Below are 22088 nucleotides of genomic sequence, written 5' to 3' on the forward strand. Positions count from 1 at the left end.
CCCAATGCGGGCCCGCGAGGGCCTCAATACGAGCCCGCGAGTCGCTCTCCCTCGGGCCGGGGCCCCGGGAGCGTCAGGTCATCCTCGGTCCGCGCCGCCGCCTTGCGCGCCAGGTAGCTCTCCAGCGCGGGACGCCCGAAGCGGTGGAACACGGCCGGCGTGACGAGCAGGTCCAGCAGCGTGGAGCTGATGAGCCCGCCCAGAATCACGGTGGCCACCGGGTGCAGGATCTCCTTGCCGGGAGCACCCGAGGCGAGCGCCAGCGGCACCAGCGCCAGCCCCGCCGTGAGCGCCGTCATCAGCACGGGCACCAGTCGCTCCAGCGAGCCGCGCACCACCATCTCCTGGCCGAACACCGCGCCCTCGTGCTCCACCAGGTGGAGGTAGTGCGAGATGAGCATGATGGTGTTCCGGCTGGCGATGCCGCACAGCGTGACGAAGCCCACGAGCGTCGCCACCGACAACGGCTGCCCGGTGAGCACCACCGCCGTCACGCTGCCCACCAGCGCGAGCGGGATGTTGAGCATCACCTGCGCCACGAGGCGCGCCGAGCGGAAGTGCGCGTACAGCACCAGGAACATGCCCACGAGCGACACCAGCGACAGCAGCGCGATGAGCCGCGTCGCGGCCTCTTGGCTCTCGAACTGCCCCTCGTACGAGAGGAACGTCCCCGTCGGCAGCACCACGCTCGCGGCCACGCGCTCGCGGACCTCCTCCACCGCGCTGCCCAAATCCCTGCCCGCCACGTTGGCCATCACCACCACGCGCCGCTGGAGGTGGTCGTGGTGGATGACGTTGGGGCCGCGCGACTCCACCACCTCGGCCACCGCGGCCACGGGCACCCGCGCGCCCGACGGCGTGTCCACCAGCGCCCGACGGAAGGCCTCCGCGTCCACCCGCGCGCGCTCCTCGTAGCGCACCAGCACGTCGAAGGTCCGCTGGCCCTCCAGCACCTGCCCCACCACCACGCCGTTGAAGGCCTTCTCGAGCTGCTCCGCCATGGCGCCCGGCTGGACGCCCAGCCGCGCCGCCTCCTCGCGCTTCAGGCGCACCTGGAGCTGGGGAATCAGCGTCTGCTGCTCCACCTGGAGGTCCACCACGCCGGGCACCTGCGCCATGACGGAGCGCACCTCCTCCGCCTTGCCGCGCAGCGCCTCCAGGTCCTGCCCGAAGAGCTTCACCGCCACCTGCGCGCGGATGCCGGACAGCAGGTGGTCCAGTCGGTGCGAGATGGGCTGTCCCACGGACACGGACAGGCCGGGCAGCACGGACAGCCGCTCGCGCAGGTCCGCGAGCACCACGTCCCGAGGACGCCCGCCCTCCTTGAAGTCCACGTCCAGCTCCGAGTAGTGCACGCCCTCCGCGTGCTCGTCCTGCTCGGCGCGGCCGGTGCGGCGCCCCACGGTCTTCACCTCGGGGACGGAGGCGATGAGCCGCTCGGCCAGCAGCCCGAAGCGATTGGACTCCTCCAGCGACGTGCCCGGAGGTGCCAGCACGTTGACGGTGGCGGTGCCCTCGTTGAACGGCGGCAGGAAGGAGCGCCCGAGGAACGGCACCACCGCCACCGCGCCGAGCACCAGCACCGTCGCCCCCACCATCACCGCGCTCGAATGGGCCAGCGAGAAGTCGAGCACATGGCGCGCCCGCGCCTTCAACCACCGCACCACGGCGCCATCGCCGTGCTCCAGCAAGCGCCCCTTGGGGAGCAGGAACGCGCACAGCGCGGGCGTCACGGTGAGGGACACGAGCAGGGAGGCGAGGATGGACACCACGTAGGCCACGCCGAGCGGCGCGAACAGGCGGCCCTCGATTCCACCGAGCGCGAACAGGGGCAGGAACACCAGCACCACGATGAGCGTGGCGAAGACGATGGACCCACGCACCTCCGAGGAGGCGAGGTAGATGACGCGGAGCACGGGCTCCGGCTGCTCCTTCGCCCGATTCTCCCTCAGGCGCCGGTAGACGTTCTCCACGTCGACGATGGCGTCGTCCACCAGCTCGCCCACGGCCACCGCGAGGCCCCCGAGCGTAAGGGTGTTGATGGACAGGCCGAACGCCTTCATCACCAGCGCGGTGATGACGAAGGAGAGCGGAATCGCGGTGAGGGTGATGGCGGTGGTGCGCAGGTTGACGAGGAAGAGGAACAACACCACCACGACGAGCAGCGCGCCGTCCCGCAGCGCCTCCACCACGTTGCCGATGGCGGCCTGGATGAAGTCCGCCTGACGGAAGAGCGTCTCCACGCGCACGTCCCCGGGCAGCGTGGAGCGCAGCTCCTTGACCGCGACGTCCACCTGCTCCGTCAGCGCGAGGGTGCTCGCGCCGGGCTGCTTCTGCACCGCGAGGATGACCGCGGGGCGACCATTCATGCCGCCATCACCGCGCTTCACCGCCGGGCCCACGTCCACCTCGGCGACCTGGGAGAGGCGCACCGGGACACCGTCCCGCATCGCGACCACCGTGGCGCGAAGGTCCTCCACGGAGGCGCTGCGCGCGAGGTTGCGGACCAGGTACTCGCGCCCGCCCTTGTCCACGAAGCCGCCCGTGGTGTTGCCCTGGGACAGCCCCGCCGCGCGCTCCACGTCCTCGAAGGTGAGCCCGAAGGCCAGGAGCTTCTCGGGCGCCACGCGGACCTGGAACTGCTTCACGCCGCCGCCGAGCACCGTCACCTGGGCGATGCCGGGAATCGTGAGCAGGCGCTGGCGCAGCACCCAGTCCGCCAGCGAGCGCAGCTCCAGCGGCGACGTGCGCCCCTCCTCGCTCTGCACGCCGAGCAGGAGGATTTCGCCCATGATGGAGGACACGGGCGTCAGATGGGGCGCCACGTCGCGCGGCAGGCGCTCACGCGCCACCTGGAGCCGCTCGGAGACGAGCTGCCGGTCCAGGTAGATGTCCGTGCCCCAGTCGAACTCCACGTGGACGATGGACAGGCCCACGCCCGAGGACGAGCGCACCCGCTGCACGCCGGGCGCGCCGTTCATCGACGTCTCGATGGGCGTGGTGACGAGCGTCTCCACCTCCTCGGGGGACAGGCCGCCCGCCTCGGTCATCACCGTGACGGTGGGACGGTTGAGGTCGGGGAACACGTCCACGGGGAGCCGCGTGACGACCCAGCCGCCATAGAGCAGCACCGCCACCGCCGCGAGCACGACGAACAGGCGATGGCGCAGCGAGAAGAGGATGACGTGGTCCAGCACTACCGTCCCCCTCGCGCCAGCCGCAGCGCCGCCACGCCGGAGACCACCACCCGCTCTCCTGTCTTCAAGCCCTGGCGCACCGCCCTCCACGCGCCATCCGCGCCGCCGAGCACCACGGGGCGCAGCTCGAAGGTCTCCGGCCCGGTGTGGATGAAGACGAAGGCGCGGCCCTCGTCCTCCACGACTGCATCCGTCGGCACGGCGAGCTCGTCCTTGCGTCCACCTTCTCCGAGCGCCACGTCCACGAACATGCCGGGGCGCAGTCGGCCCTCGCGATTGTCGACCTCGAAGAGCACGCGCACGCTGCGCGTTGCCTCGTCCACCATCTGGCCCACGTGATAGGGCTTCGCGGGGAAGTGCTGGCCGGGATAGGCCGCGGTCGAGATGAGCGCGCCCGTGGTGCCCTCGGCTCGCGCGACCTCGACCTCGTAGACGTGCGCCTCCACCCAGAGGATGGAGGCGTCCAGGACGGTGAAGAGCGGACGCGAGGGGTCCACCTGCTCACCCACGGAAGCTCGGGCCTCCACGAGCACGCCGTCGATGGGCGCGACCAGGGAGACTCGCGCGGTGCCATGTCCCTGGCGCGCGCCCGCGAGGACCTCGCGCGCGGACTTCGCCCGGCTCCACTCCTGCTCGGCGGTGCTCACCGCGAGCCGTGCCTGTTGGACCTCCTTCTCCGCCACCACACCCTGGAGGGACTCGAGGCGCGTGAGGTCCCGTCGGGCCTGCTCCAGCGCGGCCTGGGCTCGGGAGACCTCGGCCTCCGCCTGGAAGTGGCTCGTCGACAGGCCGGTGGACTCGGAGGTGGAGAGGCTCTGCTGCACCAGCGCCAGCACCTCGCCGCGCTTCACGCGCTGGCCGACGAGCGGCACGGCGCCATTCGCCGCGAGCACCCGTCCCGCGACGGGCGCGGACACCTGGGCGATGCGGTCGGTGCGAGGCACCACCTTCCCGGGCGTCACCAGTCGGGACTCCACCGAGCGCACCGCCGCGCGTCGCGTGCGGACCTCCAGGAGGAACTGCGTCTCCTTCGGGACGGAGAAGGACGGGCCGGTGACGACGGGCTGGGCGGCGGCGTGGGACTCGCCCGTGTGCGCCAGGGCGACGGAGCCGCTCAGGGAGAGACAGAGGAACAGCGAGAACGTGGACCGCATCACCGACCTCATGTCCGCACCTTCTTGCGGCGGGACGTCCACCACGCCCCGACGACCGCCAGCAGCGATGCGCCGCCCACCGCGCCCCAACGCCAGCCTTCCATGGCTCCGGTGGCGCCCGACGTGTCGTGGTCGTCCTCGAGATGCACCGTGCCGAGCGCCAGCACGTCGACGTCGTTGCCGCGCGTCACCGTGACCACGGCGGCCCACTCCGTCTCGGGTTCGAGCAGGGCCTCTGTCTCGTAGGCGCCCGCCGACAGCATTCGCGCGGGCAGCTTCTGCACGGTGCTGCCCGTGAGCGTGAGCTCCACCTGCGCGCCGCTCACCGGGGCGTTCGTCTCCGTCTCGGCGACCCAGATGCGGACCTGGGTCTTCGGCGTCTCGGAGTGCTCGGGGTGCTTGAGCACGACCTCGAACACGTCCCCCGTCGCCGCGAGCACGTGCTGCGCATCACGGACCCCGGAGGACACGGCCGGTCCACCATGCGACTCGCCCTCGTGCGCCAGGGCGGGGAGCGCCAGGAGCGCGCACATCCACACCGCATGCTTCGACGACGTGCTCATTCCGGCACCTGTCCCGTCGGGAGCCGCCCCACCGAGCGCAGCAGGGCCACACGGGCCCGGACGAGCGCGGCCGCCGCGTCCACACCTTCCGCCGCCGCCGCGAACGCCCTGTCTCGCGCGAGGAACAAGGCATCGAGCCCCAGCTCTCCGGCCTCGTACGCGCGACGCACCAGCTCCAGGTTGCGGTCCACCGAGGGGCGCACCGACATCAGTGACTCATGCGCCGAGCGCGCCGCATCGAACGTCGCTCGCGCCACGGCTTGTTCCGCGGACACATCTCGCTCACTCGCCACCTGCTCCGATTCACGCACCTTGCGTCGGGCCCGCGCCTGCGCGAGCTCGGGCTGGTTCCGGTCCCACAGCGGCAGCGGCACCGAGAGCCGCGCGATGAGCAGGTGCTCGGTGTGCACATCCGAGAAGGCGCCGTGGGACTCCGGCCGTCGCTCACGCTCGTAGCCGAGGGACACCGTCGGACTGGGGATGCGCTCCCGGCGCAGCAGGTCCACCTCCGAGCCCGCCGCGGCCACCTCGGCGCGCGCCGCGACCAGGCTCGGGGGCTCACCCTCCAGCGACGAGGGCAGCGGCTGGGTCGCGGTGTCCACGAGCGAGACACGCAAGGCCGCGTCCATCGAGCGACCCAGGCGACGATTCAGCTCGGCCCGAGCCGCCACCACCTCCGCCACCGCCTGCGCCGCGCGGGCCTCCGCACGCGCGCGCTCCAAGGCAGCGGCGTTGCGGTCCAGCTCCGACACATCGCCCGCGGCGAAGCGACGCACCGTGGCCGCCTCCATCTGACGCGTCAGCTCGAGCGACTCACGCGCCAGCGTCGCGCGCGCCTCACGACGCTCCAGCTCCACGGCCGACTCCACGGCGCCCGCCGAGGCACTCAGCATCACCGCGTGACGCCGTGCACGGGCAGCGGCCAGGGCCGCGCTCGCGCGCTCCACGCGCAGCCCCGACTGCCCTGCGACCTCCAGGGACTGGCTCAACACCAACTCCGTGCGCTGCTCACCCGAGTTCCCCGTGAGCGCATCCGTGACCAGGGCCAGCTCGATGGAGGGGTTCGCGCGGGGCCAGCGTCCATCCGTCGCGCGCACGCCCTCGGCGCCCTGCTCCTCGGCTTGCGCGGCCGCGACCTCCGGACTGCGCGCCAGCGCCTCCGACACCACGCGCTCCAGCGACCACGCCTCCGAGGGCGAGGCGGCCAGCACGAGCGACAAGGCGACGGACACGAGCGACATGCTCCGCTCCATCGCAAGCCCCGTACCCACGCCGACCCACAGCGATTCCAACAGGTTGCGAGCCAGCACCAAGGCCACAGGTGTGACCGAAACCATCACACTGTGATGGGCCCGAGCGGAGCACGGCCTTGTGGCCCCCGGGCGCACATCACCGCCTGTCGGGCCCAGGGGCCGCGCCGGAAATCGCCGGGTGAGCAGCCAGCCCGCGCGCCACGGCCCGTACTGCATTCAAGGGAACGATGGCCGCATCCGGCCGACGCCCTCATCCCTCCAAGGAAACAATGTGACGCCAATCATTCGCACCATGACCCTTCTGTCCCTGATGGGCGCCACGGCGTGTGGCGGCTCCAGCGGTGAGAGCCTCGGTGGAGCCGCGGGCACTGCGGACGTGCTGGGCACGAGCGAGGCGGAGCTCACCGGCACGGAGGTGACGCTCCCCGTCTGCGACGCCGCTCAGCGCCCGTCCAACTGGCTCTGCTGGCTCGACGGGGACAAGCAGACGGCGTGTTCCTCGGGACAGACGCCGTGGAGCCACTGGCTGCATCCCTACAGTGCCGCGACGTACGTCCGTGCGGACCCGCTGCGCGGAGCACGCGAGGTCAAGGCGGCGTCGCTGTATTGGGGGACCTTCGACAACGCCCTGCACCGCGTGGAGAAGGTGAAGTGCGACCTGGCGAACTCCACGTACGAGGCGGCGAGTTGGTCCCGCTACACGGGCTCGCCTGTCCTCCAGGCGAAGCTGACTTCCTATGTCGACCACATCCGTCCCGCCGTGGTGCGTGGCACGGCGTTCGTGTCGCTCGACGAGTACTACTGCGCCGCCGCGGGCGGATGCAGCACCGCCACCACCTTGAGGCTCGTCATCAAGCAGCGGGGTGGAGCGTTCCCGGACTGGACCCAGGTCGCCTCGCGCGACCTGCCCATCGTGCAGCATGCGCCCGTCGGTGCGTTCGAGGTGGAGACGCTCGTGGAGCCCGGGATGCAGGTCGTCTTCGAGCTCTACGTCGTCAACTCGTACAACTCGATTTCGGAGCTCATCTTCCACGATCTGCGCTTGTTCACGGAGACCTGCATCCCCGACCTCAGCAACCCGGGGCAGTGCCTGCCGTGAACCTCCGCGCCCTGCATCGGCCACTCGAGGCGGGGCGCGACCACTGTCATCATCGAGGCGCGTGCGGCCCGGTCACACGCTCGAACGACACTCCAAGGTTCCCCACTCCTTCGAGCGCAGTCTTGATGTCCTCCGAAACAACGAACGCGACCTTGAACCGCTTCAGCCGGAAGACCTGGGCGCCTTCGGTCTTCGCGGGGTCGATTCGCAGGCCGTAGATCCAGCTGTACTCCCCTTCATAGCCAGGGGCAGGTGCATCCCCGTCCTCATGGTGCACCTCCCGGCATCGCGCCTCGTCGATGGCATCAACCACCTTGGTTGCATTGACGACGAAGTACCGTTCCGGCGCCCCCTCCACCGTCACCGGAAACAGCTGGACGTCATCGGGAGCCAGCTTTCGGAAGACGTTCGCGAGCGCCTCACTGACGATCGGCGTGCGCTCAACTCCTCCAAACACGAAAGCGCGCTTCGTCCCTGGGTGTGACACCTGGGACCTGATGGAGCCAGGGTCCTCAAGCACACGCCCATCCGTGAACAGCCAAGGCTCTTCGAACGCCTCGCCGGATGTCCGCGTGGGCGTCTCCACGAGCCATCGAGGCACGTCCGCCAACCCCACCCAATAAAAGTTCTGCTCCATCCGGCCTCCTATCTCACGATGAAGCTGCGCAACTCCGAGCCGGGAGTCAGCAACTCGTCCGCAATCCTCGCGAGTTCCTTCTGCAGACTGGCCCTGCAGCTCTCCGTCGTTCTACACCGCGCGACGGAGCGCTCGAGGCGGGTCAGCACTTGATTGTGATAGAGCTCAGGGTGAGGCCCTTCGTGCCCGTTGAGCCGGACCTTGTTCGCCGCATCCTCGAGCGTCATCCCGGCTCTCTTGAAGATCCTCTCGCACTCTGGCGTCCAAGGGCCGCCCGCCGCACTGGAGCTGGGGTTCTTGTTCGTGCAGATGTGGTGAACCGGCCCGGTCTCGTCTCCAGGGAACCGCCCTTCTCCATACATCACCAGGGCAGCGGCTGCTCCAGGTGCAAGCGTGACGTTCAGCACTCCAGCAGCGGGCATCGCAATGGAAGTCACGCCCCCCTGCATGGCGGACCCGAGCTGGAATCCCGACTCGGCCTGGGCCTTGAGCGCGGCCTGGGAGAAGCCCGGGAGCCTTGGCCCTTGAGCCGCCATCGCGCTCTTCCCACCCAGCGCCGCCATGACGACGAGCACCAGGACGCGCGTGCCGTTCGCCCCCAGCACGTTCCCGAACCGATGCCCGATGTCCTGTAGCTCGATGACGCTCATCGCCTTGCCCGCATCATCCCACAAGCGGACGAATCCGCGCCCGATCTCCCAGACCGGTACGACCCCGAGGTAGGCCACCATCGCCGCCGTCAATGCCACCGCGATGACCTTGGTGACAGGTTCGGGAAGCGCCACCGTGAGAAGCAGCGTCAACGCCGCTGACGTCACCATGGCCTTGAGTACGACCGGATTCAGCACCTTGCCGACCTCGGACTCGACACTCTCCCAGACGGTGTCGAGCGCGAAGGACAGTGCCATCAGCGTTCGATCCTTTCGGGAGAGCGTCAGCCCCGTTCCGCCCACCAGGGTCAAGCAATCGTCCGCATCAGGACAGATGCGCGAGTACAGCGTCTCCAGCGAACTGCCCGAGCCTGAATCGACGAGCCCATGAGAAGAGGCCAGCAGCGATTTGGACCGAGACCATCCACGCTCATCCACCTCTTCAGACTCTCGGAACGCGACGGCCATCCGCGTGTCCAGAATGAGGCGCGCGAGGGCGGAGCGGAACTCGTCGTCACTCACCTCGACCGGGTCGACCTCCACCGACTCGTGGACGATTCGCTGCCCACTCCCGATGTCGATATGGACAATACGAGTGCTCGTACATCCCATCGACAGAAGCAGTAAGGATACTACCGCAATCAATCTCATGGAACCTCCGAAGCGGCCTCCCCGGAGGAAGGAGGCAGGGCATCGTGACTCCAGGGGCTGACAATCCCACGGGGTCATGAGGGCCATGCCCGGCGGCGCCTTCCAGGAAGTCCCGCAAGTACAGCCAGCGGCGTCGCTTCCGGCTCTCACACGACCAACCATGCGGGCTTGCGAGGGATTGACAAGGCCCCGCATCCCGTTTATCTCGCATGCAGCATCAAGAGCGGTACCGCTTCGGCGGTGGCCCGACAACCTGGAGACGGACCTCCAAGGTGTCCAAACGATGCGGTCCGGAGAGCAGGTGCTCCCCGGGCAAACCAAGTGTCCGAGGCGAGGCAGTCCCTCCGCTTCGGTGAGAGAGGACCTCGTGGTTCCCACCGCTCGCATCGCCCCCCTGTACCCCGCGAAGGTCCGTCGCGCGTTCCGCTCGCCCGAGAGCGTCCGAATGCGCCACGCCCTGCCACGCACGCTCGCGCGAATGCGCGGGCCGGTGCACGCCGGCTAGGGCTTCCACCTCTCCTTCCTTTCATTTCTTCCGTCGGCGCTCCAGCGCCGCGCTCGCTCGACGTGTGCGTCGGCGTCGCGGACGTGCGCCTCCATGTCTTCAGGGCCGCAGGCCCTCGTTCGAGGTTCGCAGATGAGCAGCAATTCCTATCGGGTGATGAAGTTCGGAGGCTCCTCCGTGGGCTCCCCGCGCCGACTGCGTCAGGTCATCGAGTTGATTGGACAACACGCTCGCACGGGCCCGCTCGCCGTCGTCGTGTCCGCCATGGGCGACACCACCGACTGGCTGCTCGAGGCCGCGGACCTCGCCACCCGGGGCGAGCTGGAGGGCGCGCTCACCGTGGTGGGCCGCATCGCCCACCTCGCCAAGACGAACGCCGCCGCGCTCCACCCCGCGCAGTCCGCCACCCTCGCCGCGCGCGTCGACCAACTCCTCGCGCCCCTGCAACGGCTCCTCCATGGACTCTCGCTCACCCGCGAGTGTTCCCTCGCGTCCAAGGACAAGGTGCTCTCCTTCGGTGAGCTGGTCTCCGCCACGCTCCTCGCCGAGCTGCTCGAGGCCTCCGGCACCCAGGCCCGCTTCCGCGACGCACGTCACCTGCTCGTCACCGACGACGCCTTCGGCACCGCGCGCGTGGACGTGCCTCGCACTCGCGAGCGGCTCCAGTCGAGCAGCGCCGAGTGGGGCACCACCGTGCCCGTCATCCCCGGCTTCATCGCGTCGACGCCCGACGGCCGCACCACCACGCTCGGCCGCAACGGCTCCGACTACACCGCCGCCCTCGTCGCCCAGGGCCTGGGCGCCACAGAGGTCACCGTGTGGACCGACGTGCTCGGACTGCACACCGCGGACCCGGACCTGGTGAGCGACGCCTACCCCGTCCCGCACCTCTCCCACGGCGAGGGCCTGGAGCTGGCCGCCGTCGGCGTGCGCATGCTGCACCCGCGCACGATGATTCCGCTCATCGAGTCCGGCATCTCCCTGCGCATCCGCAACACCATGCACCCGGAGCACCCGGGCACGCTCATCGACGCCGTCGGCTCGAGCGACGTCCAGCGCCCCACCTGCATCGCCACCCGCGAGGACCTGGCCCTGCTCGGCATCGAGGTGCGCAAGCTCTCCGACCAGTTCCAGCTGGGCGAGCGCGTCCTCGCCGCACTGCGCTCGGCCCGCGTCACCGTGTGGATGACCGCCCAGTCCGCCAACGGCCAGTCCATCGCCGTGGTCATCCCCCGCCCCGACACCGAGCGCGCCAGGACCGCGCTGGAGAGGGAGCTGGCCCAGGAGCTCGCCCGCCGCGAGGTCGAGCCGCTCGGCTTCCGTCAGCCGGTGACGCTCGTCACGCTCGTCGCCGAGGCGATGGGCCACGGCGTCAACGTGGCCGGCCGCTTCTTCAGCGCGCTGGGCGCGGTGGGCGTCGGCGTGCGCGCCAGCGCCCAGGGCGCCAGCTCCCGCTCCATCTCCTGCGTGGTCGACGCGGCGGACACCGCCATCGCCGTGCGCACCACGCACGCGGCCTTCAACCTCGCCCACCAGCAGGTCAGCCTCTTCCTGCTCGGCAAGGGCACCGTGGGTGGACAGCTCCTCACCCAGCTGCGCAGCCAGGAAGCGCTGCTGCGCGAGCGACATGGAATCGCCCTGCGCGTGGTGGGCATCGCCGACAGCCGGCGCAGCCTGTTCAACCCGGCCGGCCTGCCGTTGGAGGGACTCGAGGAGCAGCTCGCGCGCGTCGTCCGCGGTGAGTCCGGCACGCGCGCCCTGCCGCCGCTGCTCGACGAGCTGCGCCGGCTGCCCGTGCCCATCCTCGTCGACTGCACCGCCAACGGTGACGTCGCCTCGCTCTACACCGAGGCGTTCCGTCGGGGCATCCACGTGGTCGCCGCGAACAAGAAGCCGCTCGCCCTGCCGTGGAACGAGCGCGAGGCGCTGCTCGCCGAGGCCCGCCGTCACCACGTGGCCTACCACTATGAGACGACGGTGGCCTCCAGCCTCCCCGTCATCGACACGCTCGCCAACCTGGTGCGCACCGGCGACACCGTGCGCCTCATCACCGCGTCCCTCTCCGGCACGCTGGGCTTCATCTGCAACGAGCTGATGGCGGGCGTGCCGCTGTCCACCGCCGTGCGCACGGCCAAGGAGCGCGGCTTCACCGAGCCCGACCCGCGCGAGGACCTCTCCGGCGCCGACGTCGCGCGCAAGGCGCTCATCCTCGCCCGCGAGCTGGGCCTGCCCCTGTCCCTCTCCGACGTCGCGCTGGAGCCCTTCGTCCCCGAGCCCGCCGACGCGGGCGACACCGCCGAGTCCTACCTGCGAAGCCTCCGCGCGCTCGACGCCGAGTACACCCGAAAGGTGGAGCACGCCCGCCAGGGCGGCACCGTGCTGCGCTACCTGGCCCGCATCGACCCGACGCGGCTGGGCACCGACACCCCCGTCATCCGCGTGGGGCTCGCGCCCGTGGAGGCGGGACAGCCCGCCGCGGACCTGCGCGGCTCCGAGTCCTTCGTGTCCTTCACCACCACACGGCACAGCGAGTTCCCGCTCACCGTGCGCGGCGCGGGCGCGGGGGGCGCCGTGACGGCCTCCGGGGTCCTGGCCGACATCCTCCGCGTCTCCCAGACGCTGCGCGGTCGATGAAGCACCCTCGGCTCCGAAAGGAATCACGACCATGAAGCTCGCCACCGCCCTCGTCCACGCCGGCACCCGCCGCGACCCGGCCACCGGCGCCATCGCCGTCCCCGTCTATCACTCCGCCACCTACCAGCACCCCGCGCTCGGCCAGTCCACCGGCTACGACTACTCGCGCACGAAGAACCCCACCCGCGCCGCGCTGGAGGACGCGCTCGCGCAGCTCGAAGGTGGCGCCCGAGGACTCGCCTTCGCGTCCGGCATGGCCGCGCTGCACGCCGCGCTCAGCCTCTTCGGCCCCGAGGACCACGTGGTCCTCACCGAGGACCTCTACGGCGGCACGTTCCGCCTCGTGGACCGGCTGCTCCACCTGCCCCACACCTTCGTGGACACGACGAAGCCAGAGGCCGTGCGCGCGGCGCTGCGCCCCAACACCCGGGCCGTGGTGGTGGAGACGCCCACCAACCCGCTGATGAAGTCCGCGGACCTGCCCGCGCTGGTGGCGCTCACGCGCGAGGCGGGCGTGCTGCTCATCGTCGACAACACCTTCCTCACCCCGTACCTCCAGCGTCCGCTGGAGCTGGGCGCGGACCTCGTCGTGCACTCGGCCACCAAGTACCTGGCGGGACACAACGACGTCGTGGCCGGAGCGCTCGTCGTCCGCGACGCGGCGCTGGGCGAGAAGCTCGCGTACCTCCAGAACGGCATCGGCGCCATCCTGGGGCCGCAGGACTCGTACCTGGTCATCCGCGGCCTCAAGACACTCGCGCTGCGCATGGAGCGCCACCAGTCCAACGCGCGCGAGGTGGCCGCGTTCCTGTCCGGCCACCCCAAGGTGGAGCGCGTCCACTACGCGGGCCAGGGCGGCATGCTGTCCTTCAGCGTGAAGGACGCGGCCCTCGTTCCCCAGGTGCTCGCCGGCGTACGCCTGTGCCTCTTCGCCGAGTCGCTCGGCGGCGTCGAGACGCTCATCACCTTCCCCGCCACGCAGACCCACGCGGACATCCCCGTCGCGCGCCGGGAACAGCTTGGCATCACTGACCGACTGCTTCGCCTCTCCGTGGGTATCGAGGACTGCCATGACATCATCTCCGACCTGGCCCAGGCGCTCGACGGGCACTCCCGCTCCGAAGACGTTCGCCACGCGCCTGCTGCACACCGGCCATGAAGTGGACCCGGTGACGGGCGCCGCGGCGGTGCCCATCTACCAGGTGTCCATGTTCGACCAGCCGGGCCTGGAGACGCCCGGCGAGTTCGACTACGCGCGCTCCGGCAACCCGACGCGCAAGGCGCTGGAGGGCGTGCTCGCCACGCTCGACGAGGGCGCGGGGGCGTTCGCCTTCGGCTCCGGCATGGCCGCGCTGTCCACCGTGCTGATGCTCTTCAGCGCGGGCGACCACCTGGTCGTCACCGATGACTGTTACGGCGGCACCTATCGGGTGCTCACCCGGGTGTTCAGTCGCTTCGGGCTGAAGGCCACGTTCGTGGACACGAGCGACCCGGAGGCCGTGCGCGCCGCGTTCCGGCCCGAGACGAAGGGCCTGCTGGTGGAGACGGTGAGCAACCCGTTCCTCAGGCGCACCGACGTCAAGGCCATGTCCGCGCTCGCGCGCACGTACGGCGCGCTGCTCATCGTGGACAACACGTTCCTGTCACCCTACCTCTCGCGGCCGCTCACCGAGGGCGCGGACATCGTCGTGCACTCGGCCACCAAGTTCCTGGGTGGGCACAGCGACGTCATCGCGGGCACGGTGGCGGTGCGCACGCCGGAGCTGGCGAAGGAGGTCTACTTCCTCCAGAACGCGGTGGGCGCGGTGCTCGGCCCCCAGGACTGCTTCCTGCTCCAGCGCGGCATCAAGACGCTCCAGGTCCGCATGGAGCGACAGGTGCGGACGGCCGCGGCGCTGGCTCGCTGGCTCGCCGGCCGTCATGAAATCGAGAAGGTCTACTACCCGGGCATCGGCGCGGTGGTGTCGTTCCGGCTGGCGAGCGACGCGATGACGTCGAGCTTCGTGGAGGCGCTCAAGCTGCCGCTGCTCGGCGTGTCTCTGGGCGCGGTGGAGAGCATCCTCACGGTGCCGGCGAGGCACTCGCATGCCTCCGTGCCCGCCGCCGAGCGCGAGCGTCGGGGAATCACCGACGCGCTCATCCGCTTCTCCGTGGGTCTGGAGGACGTGGAAGACCTCCAGGCGGACCTGGCGAACGCGCTGGGTCGAGCCTTCCGGGAGGCCGCTTGAGGAGGCGGTCGGATTGACAGTGCGGGACGGATTGATTACGTCTGGAGCTCGATGCTCGTCTTCGTCGCCACGTCCGGAACCTGTTGTCGCGGCATGTGTTGTCGCGTCACGACGGGTCCGTCCGTTCGAGCGTACTGAGCGTCCTTCGCGCACAGGCGTGTCCGGCCCGTCCCCAGCACCTGGAGACGGGCCGTTCTCTTTTTCCCCACACGCCGGGGCGCTGCATCGAGGTCCCGGCCCTTCCCACCGAGAGACCGGATGCCCCACAACATCTACCCCGACGTGACGCAGCTCATCGGCCGCACGCCCATCGTCCGCCTGTCGCGCATCGGCACGCCGGAGGAGGCCACGCTGCTGGCCAAGGTCGAGTTCTTCAACCCGGGCGGCAGCGTGAAGGACCGCATCGGCCTGGCCATGCTCGAGGACGCGGAGAACCACGGCCGGCTGCGTCCGGGCATGACGATTGTCGAGCCCACCAGCGGCAACACCGGCGTGGCGCTCGCGATGGTCGCCGCGGTGAAGGGCTACCGCATCATCCTCACCATGCCGGAGAGCATGAGCGTGGAGCGCCGGCGCATCCTGGAGGCGTATGGCGCGGAGCTGGTGCTCACCCCCGCGGCCAAGGGCATGAACGGCGCCGTCGAGGCGGCCGACGAGCTGCTCAAGCAGTTGGGCGACAAGGGCTTCATGCCGCAGCAGTTCCGCAACCCGTCCAACCCGGAGATCCACCGCCGCACCACGGCGAAGGAAATCCTGGGCGATCTGGACGTGACGAAGCTGGACGCCTTCGTGGCGGGCATCGGCACGGGCGGCACCATCACCGGCGCGGGCGGTGTGTTGAAGAAGGCCAACCCGCGGCTCCAGGTCATCGCGGTGGAGCCGCTGCGCTCGCCGCTGCTCACCGAGGGCAAGGCGGGGCCACACCGCATCCAGGGCATCGGCGCCAACTTCGTCCCGGAGGTGCTGGACCGCGCCGTGTACGACGAGGTCATCGACGTGGCGGACGTGGATGCGTACGTGGCCGCGAAGGACCTGGCGCGCAAGGAGGGACTGCTCGTCGGTATCTCCAGTGGCGCGGCGCTGCACGCGGCCCGTCAGGTGGCGCGGCGTCTGGGGCCCGGCAAGACGGTGCTCACGGTGCTGCCGGATACCGGGGAGCGTTACTGGAGCTTGTTCGCGGCCTTCGCCGAGGAGCTGGCGAAGACACCGCAGGGAGTCGCTGGATGATTGAGTTGCGCGGTATCAGCAAGGTCTACAGACAGGGCGGGCGCGAGGTGTCTGCGCTCCAGGACGTGACGCTGCGGGTGGACCCGGGCGAGGTGTTCGGCGTGCTCGGGCAGAGCGGCGCCGGCAAGTCCACGCTCATCCGCTGCGTCAACCTGCTGGAGCGCCCCACCCAGGGGCGCGTGCGGGTGAACGGGAAGGAGATGCTGTCGTTGAGTCCCGATGAGCTGCGCCAGGCGCGGCAGGGCATCGGGATGATCTTCCAGCACTTCAACCTGCTCTCCTCGCAGACGGTGGCGCAGAACGTCGCCTACCCGCTGGAGGTGGCGGGCCTGCCGCGCGAGCAGATTCGCGAGCGGGTCGCGGAGCTGCTCTCGCTGGTGGGGCTGTCGGACAAGGCGGACGTGTATCCCTCGCGGCTGTCGGGCGGACAGAAGCAGCGGGTGGGAATCGCGCGGGCGCTGGCGCCGCGTCCGCGCATCCTGCTGTCGGACGAGGCGACGTCGTCGCTGGACCCGGAGACGACGCGCTCGGTGCTGTCGCTGCTGAAGGACCTCAATCGCCAGCTGGGGCTCACCATCCTGCTCATCACGCACCAGATGGAGGTGGTGAAGGCCATCTGCGACTCGGTGGCGGTGCTGGAGCAGGGCCGGCTGGTGGAGCAGGGCAAGGTGGTGGAGCTCCTGTCGCGGCCGGGCACGCATCTGCATGAGCTGTGCTATCCGCCGTTCGCCACGGGCGAGGCCTCGGTGCTGCGAGGGGGACAGCGGGTGTCGCTGTCCTTGTCGGGTGAGCACTCGACGCGGCCCATCCTGTCCACGCTGGCGCGGCGGTTCGACGTGGACGCGCACCTGTTGGAGGGCTCGCTGGAGCGCGTGGGTGAAGCGCGCGTGGGCCGGCTGTTGTTCGAGCTCACCGGCGCGCCGGACGCGGTGAGCCAGGCGCTGGCGTTCCTGCGTGAGCAGGGCCTGACGTCCGAGGAGGCGGCCCATGCCTGGTGAGCAGCTGGCGCGGGCGCTGTGGGTGGCGACCCTCGAGACGCTCTACATGACATCGGTGGCCACCGTGCTGGTGGTGGTGCTGGGGCTGCCGCTGGGAGTGCTGTTGGTGCTCACGGACCGGGGCGGACTGTGGGAACGGCCGGCGCTGAACCGCGTGCTGGGCACGTTGGTCAACGTGGGGCGCTCGGTGCCGTTCATCATCTTGATGGTGGCCATCGTCCCGCTGACGCGGTTGCTCGTGGGGACGACCATCGGCACCACGGCGGCCATCGTCCCGCTGGTGGTCGCGGCGATTCCGTTCATGGGTCGGGTGGTGGAGCAGGGGCTGCGCGAGGTGGACGGGGGGCTGGTGGAGGCCGCCATCGCGATGGGCTCCACGCACCGGCGGGTCATCTTCCGGGTGCTGTTGCCGGAGGCCCTGCCGTCTCTCGTGCGCGGCGTCGCGCTCGTGGTTATCAGCCTGCTCGGCTACAGCGCCATGGCGGGCGCCGTGGGCGGAGGTGGGCTGGGAGACCTGGCGGTGAAGTACGGCTACATGCGCTTCCGCACCGACGTCATGTTGGGCTGCCTCGCCGTGTTGCTGGCGCTGGTGCAGCTCGTCCAGTGGCTCGGTGACGGCCTGGCGTCCCGCTTCGACCACACCACGCAGCGTCCCAGCCGCGCACACGAGTGAAATTTCCGCGCGGGTCTGCTGTTGGCCCGCGCCCCTCTCCCCTTCGGACATGCGGAACCCCCACCCCATGAAGCCACCCGCGTCATTCCTGCTCATCCCCCTGGCCTTCGCGGCCGTCTCCGCCGCGTTGCTGGTGGGGACGGGCTGCAAGAAGTCGGAAGCCCCCGCCACCGGCGAGGCCCCTGGCATTCCCACGCTGAAGGTCGGCGTCAACCCGGTGCCCCACGGGGAGATTCTCCGCGCGGCGGTGCCCGTGGCCCTGCGCGACGGCGTGCGCGTGGAGGTGGTGGAGTTCACCGACTACGTGCAGCCCAACATCGCGCTGGCGGACCAGCAGCTCGACGCGAACTACTTCCAGCACGTGCCCTACCTGGAGCGCTTCGCCGAGGACCGGAAGCTGTCCTTGCGCAGCGCGGGCTCGGTGCACCTGGAGCCGCTGGCGCTGTACTCGACGAAGTTCCGTCAGCTCGCGGAGCTGCCCGAGGGCGCGCAGGTGACGATTCCCGCCGACCCGAGCAACGCGTCCCGCGCGCTGCACCTGCTGGCGGACCAGGGACTGTTGCGGCTGCGCGAGGGCGTGGGCGCCGGCGCCACGTTGCAGGACGTGGTGGGCAATCCTCGCAAGCTGGAGTTGAGGGAGATCGACGCGGAGCAGCAGCCGCGCACGCTGCAGGACGTGGCCGCCGCCGTCATCAACGGCAACTACTTCCTGGAGGCGCAGAAGCACCTGAACCTGGACGCGAAGGTGCTGGCCCGTGAGTCCGCCACGCGCAACCCGTACGCCAACGTGCTCGTCGTGCGGAAGGGTGACGAGGGTCGCCCCGAGGTCCGCACGCTGCTCAAGGCCTTGCAGTCCCAGGAGGTGCGGCGGTTCATCGAGTCGAACTACGGCGGCGCGGTGGTGCCGGCGTTCTGATGGGACGAGCGAGCTACTCCGTGCGCTTGAAGTCGTCGGAGCGTACGCCGTAGCGCTTGAGCAACCGGTGGAGACTTTCGCGCTCCATGCCGGCGCGTTCGGCGGCGTGGGTGACGTTGCCTCCGAACTCCTGCATCAACGCGGTGAGGTACTCGCGCGACACGGTGTCGCGCGCGCCGTCCACGGCTTCGCGGTAGGGCAGCTTCGCGAGGGACTCGGTCGTGGCGCGGACACCCGGGGCGGTGCTGGCCGCGCGGGGCGTTGTCAGCACTTCCGGTGGAAGCTCCTCGGGAGTGATTCGCGTGCCCTGCGCCACGGCCACCGCGCGCGCCACGGCGTTCTCGAGCTGACGCACGTTCCCGGGCCACTCGTAGGTGGAGAGCGCGCGCAGCGCCTCGGGCGTGAAGCTGTCCACCTCGGGCCTCCCGGCGCGGGAGAGGAAGTGCATCGCGAGCAGCGGGATGTCCTCGCGTCGCTCTCGCAGCGAGGGCAGTCGCACCGTCACCACGTTGAGGCGGTAGTAGAGGTCCTCGCGGAAGCGGCCCGCGGACACCTCGGCGGACAGGTCGCGATGCGTGGCGGCGACGACGCGCACGTCCACCTTCACCGGCGTGGTGGTGCCCACGCGGCGGACCTCCCGCTCCTGGAGCGCGCGGTTGAGCTTCACCTGCACCGGCAGCGGCAGGTCTCCAATCTCGTCGAGGAAGAGCGTGCCGCCGTGGGCCTCCTCGAAGAGGCCGGGCTTGGCCACCGTGGCGCCGGTGAACGCGCCCTTGGCGTGGCCGAAGAGCTCGCTCTCCACGAGCTCCGCGGGCAACGCGCCACAGTTCACCGCGACGAAGGGCTTGGAGGCACGGGGGCTCTCGCGATGCACCGCGCGCGCGGCGAGCTCCTTGCCCGTGCCGGTCTCTCCCGTGAGGAGCACGGTGAGGTCCCTGGCGGCCACCTGGGACAAGAGGCCGTGCAGCGCGCGCATCGCGGGGCTCTCGCCGAGCATGCCGTGGAGGCCGGGGGCCACCGCGAGGCGTGCCTTCAGGGACGAGACCTCGCGGCCCTGGCGGCGCTTCTCCAGCGCGCGGGCCACGACGAGCGCGACCTCGTCCGGGTCGAAGGGCTTGGAGAGGTAGTCGTAGGCGCCCTCCTTGATGGCCTCGACGGCCTTCGGGATGCTCGCGAAGGCGGTGACGAGGAGGACCTCTGTCTCGGGGGCGCGGCGCTTCACCTCGCGCAGCACGGCGAAGCCATCCGCGCCCGGCATCTGGATGTCGGTGACCACCACGTCGAAGTCGCGCGAGGCGAGGCAGGCGAGGGCCTGCTCTCCATCCGCGGCCTCCGTCACGGCGTAGGCGTCTCCGAGCATGCGCGAGAACAGCTTGCGCATGTTCTCCTTGTCGTCGACGACGAGGACGGTGGGCTTGTTGGAGGAGCTCATGACATGGCCTCCCGCTCCGCGGACACGGGGGGCAGGCGGAGGGTGAAACGTGCGCCGCCGAGAGGGCCGGTGTCGGCCTCGATGCGGCCACCGTGGGCCTCGGCGATGGCCTGGCTCACGGCGAGGCCCAGTCCGGTGCCCGTGGACTTGGTGGTGAAGAAGGGTTCGAAGAGGCGACGTCGGTCCTCGGGCTTGACGCCCGGGCCGGAGTCGGAGACGGCCACGGTGGCGCCGCCATCCTGGGAGGGCGCGATGTGGACCTCGACGGTGCCGCCGTTTCCTGCGGCCTCGGCGGCGTTCTTCACGAGGTTGAGGAGCACCTGGCGCAGGCGCGAGGGCTGCGCCCAGACATTCGCCGCGCCATCCACGCGCACCTGGACCTGGCCGAGTCGCTCGGCCTCACGCAGCCGGGCCACCACGTCCTCGCACGTCTCCCGCAGGGGGAGCTGCTCCACGGGGCCCTGGCCCGGCCGGGACAGGTCGAGCAGTCCCTCGACAATCTGCTGACAGCGCACCGCCTCCTCCTCCACCACTTTCAGGTCCTCCGCGAGGGCGCCCTCCGCCTTGCGCTGGAGGATGCGCACATAGCCGAGGATGACGCCGAGCGGGTTGTTGATTTCGTGGGCGACGCCCGCGGCGAGTCGGCCCACGCTGGCGAGCTTCTCGTGTTGGACGAGCTGGGCCTGATGGGTGCGGAGGGCCTCGGTCATGCGGTTGAACTGCGCGGCGAGTCGGCCGAGCTCTCCGGGGTCGTCCTCGGGGATGCGGGTGTCGAGGTTGCCTTCGGCGAGCCGAGCGGCGCCCTCGGAGAGACGTGCGACGGGGCGGGCGACGGAGTTGCCGATGTAGATGCCCACGCCGACGGCGAAGAGGGTGGCGCCGCCGAGCAGGAGCAGGGCCCAGCGGAAGCTGGTGTGCTCGACGGCGGCGACGTGCTCCTCGAACGAGCCGATGGAGGTGTCGAAGCGACGGGCGAGGGCCTCGGCGCGGGCCTGGATGAGGGAGACGCGCTCGAGTGCTCGACCGTGGGCGGAGGTGACGGTGGCGTGGTCCTTGGCGAGGACGGCGGGGAGGAGGGTCTCCCGGTAGAGGCGGTCCAGCGCGTCACCGTTCTCCTGGATGTCCGCCACCCAGGCGCGCTCCTCGGCGTCCTGAGCCTGCTCGCGGAGCCGGCGGGTGAGCTCCTCGACGCGGGAGCGCGACTCCTCGTGGAAGTGAACGTGGCTGGCGTTGCCGAGGATGATGGTGTGGGCCAGGTGGGCGTACTGGTCGCGTACGGCGGTGGCGAGCTCGAGGGCTTCGCGGACACGGCCGCCGGCCTCGCGCAGCTCGTGGGAGCCATCGTGGATGTCCGCCAGCCGGGCGAGCGCGAAGCCCGAGGCCGCGGTGAACAGCGCCACCAACGCACCGAAGGCGAGCAGCAGCTTGCGAGTCGTGGAGCCGGAGGTCGGAAGCATCGGGCTCTATATAAGGGAGAGCGGGGCCGTGTGGGCGGGATGCAGGTAGAGGGGCGTCGAGCATGCGGGCGCTCTCGCGGAGAGATTCTCCCTGTCGGCGCGTGCACAGTCTGAAGCATCCCACCCTTGAGGTCAGCTCCCGGACGGACCACCTGGGATAGAATCCACGTGGTCGTTTCCTGCGCCGGGGGGCACCGCGATGACGTGGCCGACCATCCGGGTCTGTGCGCTGTCCTGCGCCCTGCTGGGCTGTCCCGAGGTGCATCGGCGTGACGGGCTCGTGGACCGGGCTGCACACAGGGACTCGCTGGAGAACATCCCCACGCGGTGCACCAGCAAGGAACGTGAGCTGTATTGCGGCGGCAAGGCACCGGACGACCCCGAGTGCATCCAGCACTGTGGTGAGCCCGAATGAACTGGCGCTCTTTCGCAGGCTTGATAGCCGCGCTGCTGCTTCCCCTGCCGCTCGTCCTTCTCTTCGCGAGCGCACTGCGCACCGAACGCACGGAATCGATTCACGGTCGTCAGGTCAGCCCAATCCTCTCCGAGGAGGTTCGCGGTCAGCTCAGGACCTACCACCGCAACTGCCGGGACAGTTCCGGCTGCGTGCCCCCCCTCGGCTGCCTCATGGATGCGCGCGCGCATGCCCAGTACTGCGCCGACAGCCAGTGCCTCGCGGATTCGCAATGTCCAGACGGACAGATCTGCCAGCTCCTCGCGACGGAGGGCGATGGGCCCTTCGTCCGGCACTGTCTCCCCATCGGCCTCCGCGGCGAAGGCGAACCCTGCGTCAAGGTCCCAGCCACGCTCGAAG

General features: G+C 70.3%; 17 protein-coding genes and 1 riboswitch. Of the genes, 9 read left to right on the forward strand and 8 right to left on the reverse strand.

Annotated features, from left to right (window positions below; genetic code table 11):
* Positions 1-23: 23 nt before the first annotated feature.
* From OWM54_RS15600 to OWM54_RS15615, 4 genes are read right to left on the reverse strand one after another with little or no spacing between them, the layout of a single operon-like run.
* Positions 24-3197, reverse strand: a complete 3174-nt coding sequence (locus tag OWM54_RS15600) for an efflux RND transporter permease subunit (protein ID WP_267698001.1) — start codon at positions 3195-3197, stop codon at positions 24-26.
* Positions 3197-4363, reverse strand: coding sequence for an efflux RND transporter periplasmic adaptor subunit (locus OWM54_RS15605; RefSeq protein ID WP_267698002.1), 1167 nt, complete (start codon positions 4361-4363; stop codon positions 3197-3199). The genes OWM54_RS15600 and OWM54_RS15605 overlap by 1 nt, the downstream gene beginning before the upstream one ends.
* On the reverse strand, positions 4360-4914 hold the full coding sequence (locus OWM54_RS15610; RefSeq protein WP_267698003.1) for a hypothetical protein: 555 nt from the start codon (positions 4912-4914) through the stop codon (positions 4360-4362). The genes OWM54_RS15605 and OWM54_RS15610 overlap by 4 nt, the downstream gene beginning before the upstream one ends.
* Entirely contained in the window at positions 4911-6155 is a 1245-nt protein-coding gene (locus OWM54_RS15615) for a TolC family protein (protein WP_267698004.1), read from the reverse strand. Before OWM54_RS15615 ends, OWM54_RS15610 begins: the two co-directional genes overlap by 4 nt.
* A 304-nt stretch (positions 6156-6459) precedes the next feature.
* Between OWM54_RS15615 and OWM54_RS15620 the strand changes: the two genes are divergently transcribed.
* Positions 6460-7266: a hypothetical protein gene (locus OWM54_RS15620; protein ID WP_267698005.1), complete on the forward strand. Its 807-nt coding sequence runs from the start codon at positions 6460-6462 to the stop codon at positions 7264-7266.
* Between the two features lie 49 nt (positions 7267-7315).
* Here OWM54_RS15620 and OWM54_RS15625 read toward each other — a convergent pair whose 3' ends face one another.
* Both OWM54_RS15625 and OWM54_RS15630 read right to left on the reverse strand, forming a co-directional pair.
* Complete coding sequence (locus OWM54_RS15625) at positions 7316-7903, reverse strand: imm11 family protein (RefSeq protein WP_267698006.1); 588 nt, start codon at positions 7901-7903, stop codon at positions 7316-7318.
* Between the two features lie 8 nt (positions 7904-7911).
* Positions 7912-9204, reverse strand: a complete 1293-nt coding sequence (locus tag OWM54_RS15630) for an AHH domain-containing protein (RefSeq protein ID WP_267698007.1) — start codon at positions 9202-9204, stop codon at positions 7912-7914.
* Between the two features lie 209 nt (positions 9205-9413).
* Positions 9414-9534: riboswitch (SAM-I-IV-variant riboswitch) on the forward strand.
* A gap of 307 nt (positions 9535-9841) precedes the next feature.
* Between OWM54_RS15630 and thrA the strand changes: the two genes are divergently transcribed.
* The 7 genes from thrA (at position 9842) to OWM54_RS15665 (ending at position 18385) form a co-directional block, all read left to right on the forward strand.
* A complete protein-coding gene (gene thrA / locus OWM54_RS15635; protein ID WP_267698008.1) occupies positions 9842-12343 on the forward strand; it encodes a bifunctional aspartate kinase/homoserine dehydrogenase I in 2502 nt (833 codons plus the stop codon).
* A 31-nt stretch (positions 12344-12374) separates the two neighbouring features.
* Positions 12375-13502: a trans-sulfuration enzyme family protein gene (locus OWM54_RS15640; RefSeq protein WP_267698009.1), complete on the forward strand. Its 1128-nt coding sequence runs from the start codon at positions 12375-12377 to the stop codon at positions 13500-13502.
* Positions 13414-14571 carry a trans-sulfuration enzyme family protein gene (locus OWM54_RS15645; protein ID WP_267698010.1) on the forward strand — a complete coding sequence of 386 codons (1158 nt, stop codon included), beginning with the start codon at positions 13414-13416 and terminating at the stop codon, positions 14569-14571. The genes OWM54_RS15640 and OWM54_RS15645 overlap by 89 nt, the downstream gene beginning before the upstream one ends.
* 258 nt (positions 14572-14829) lie before the next feature.
* Positions 14830-15798, forward strand: a complete 969-nt coding sequence (gene cysK, locus OWM54_RS15650; protein WP_267698011.1) for a cysteine synthase A — start codon at positions 14830-14832, stop codon at positions 15796-15798.
* Positions 15795-16796 (forward strand): methionine ABC transporter ATP-binding protein, encoded by a 1002-nt coding sequence (locus tag OWM54_RS15655; protein ID WP_267698012.1) that lies wholly within the window; start codon positions 15795-15797, stop codon positions 16794-16796. The genes cysK and OWM54_RS15655 overlap by 4 nt, the downstream gene beginning before the upstream one ends.
* On the forward strand, positions 16786-17469 hold the full coding sequence (locus OWM54_RS15660) for a methionine ABC transporter permease (protein ID WP_267698013.1): 684 nt from the start codon (positions 16786-16788) through the stop codon (positions 17467-17469). The genes OWM54_RS15655 and OWM54_RS15660 overlap by 11 nt, the downstream gene beginning before the upstream one ends.
* Before the next feature lie 67 nt (positions 17470-17536).
* Entirely contained in the window at positions 17537-18385 is an 849-nt protein-coding gene (locus tag OWM54_RS15665) for a MetQ/NlpA family ABC transporter substrate-binding protein (protein WP_267698014.1), read from the forward strand.
* Between the two features lie 13 nt (positions 18386-18398).
* Here the strand turns inward: OWM54_RS15665 and OWM54_RS15670 are convergent, their stop codons facing one another.
* Together OWM54_RS15670 and OWM54_RS15675 are read right to left on the reverse strand one after the other, a co-directional pair.
* Entirely contained in the window at positions 18399-19817 is a 1419-nt protein-coding gene (locus OWM54_RS15670; protein ID WP_267698015.1) for a sigma-54-dependent transcriptional regulator, read from the reverse strand.
* Positions 19814-21274, reverse strand: coding sequence for a sensor histidine kinase (locus OWM54_RS15675; RefSeq protein WP_267698016.1), 1461 nt, complete (start codon positions 21272-21274; stop codon positions 19814-19816). The genes OWM54_RS15670 and OWM54_RS15675 overlap by 4 nt, the downstream gene beginning before the upstream one ends.
* 199 nt (positions 21275-21473) lie before the next feature.
* Between OWM54_RS15675 and OWM54_RS15680 the strand changes: the two genes are divergently transcribed.
* Positions 21474-21689, forward strand: coding sequence for a hypothetical protein (locus OWM54_RS15680; protein ID WP_223746054.1), 216 nt, complete (start codon positions 21474-21476; stop codon positions 21687-21689).
* The last annotated feature ends 399 nt before the right edge of the window (positions 21690-22088 follow it).

This window comes from Myxococcus sp. MISCRS1 (assembly GCF_026626605.1).
In the GTDB taxonomy this organism is placed as follows: domain Bacteria; phylum Myxococcota; class Myxococcia; order Myxococcales; family Myxococcaceae; genus Myxococcus; species Myxococcus fulvus.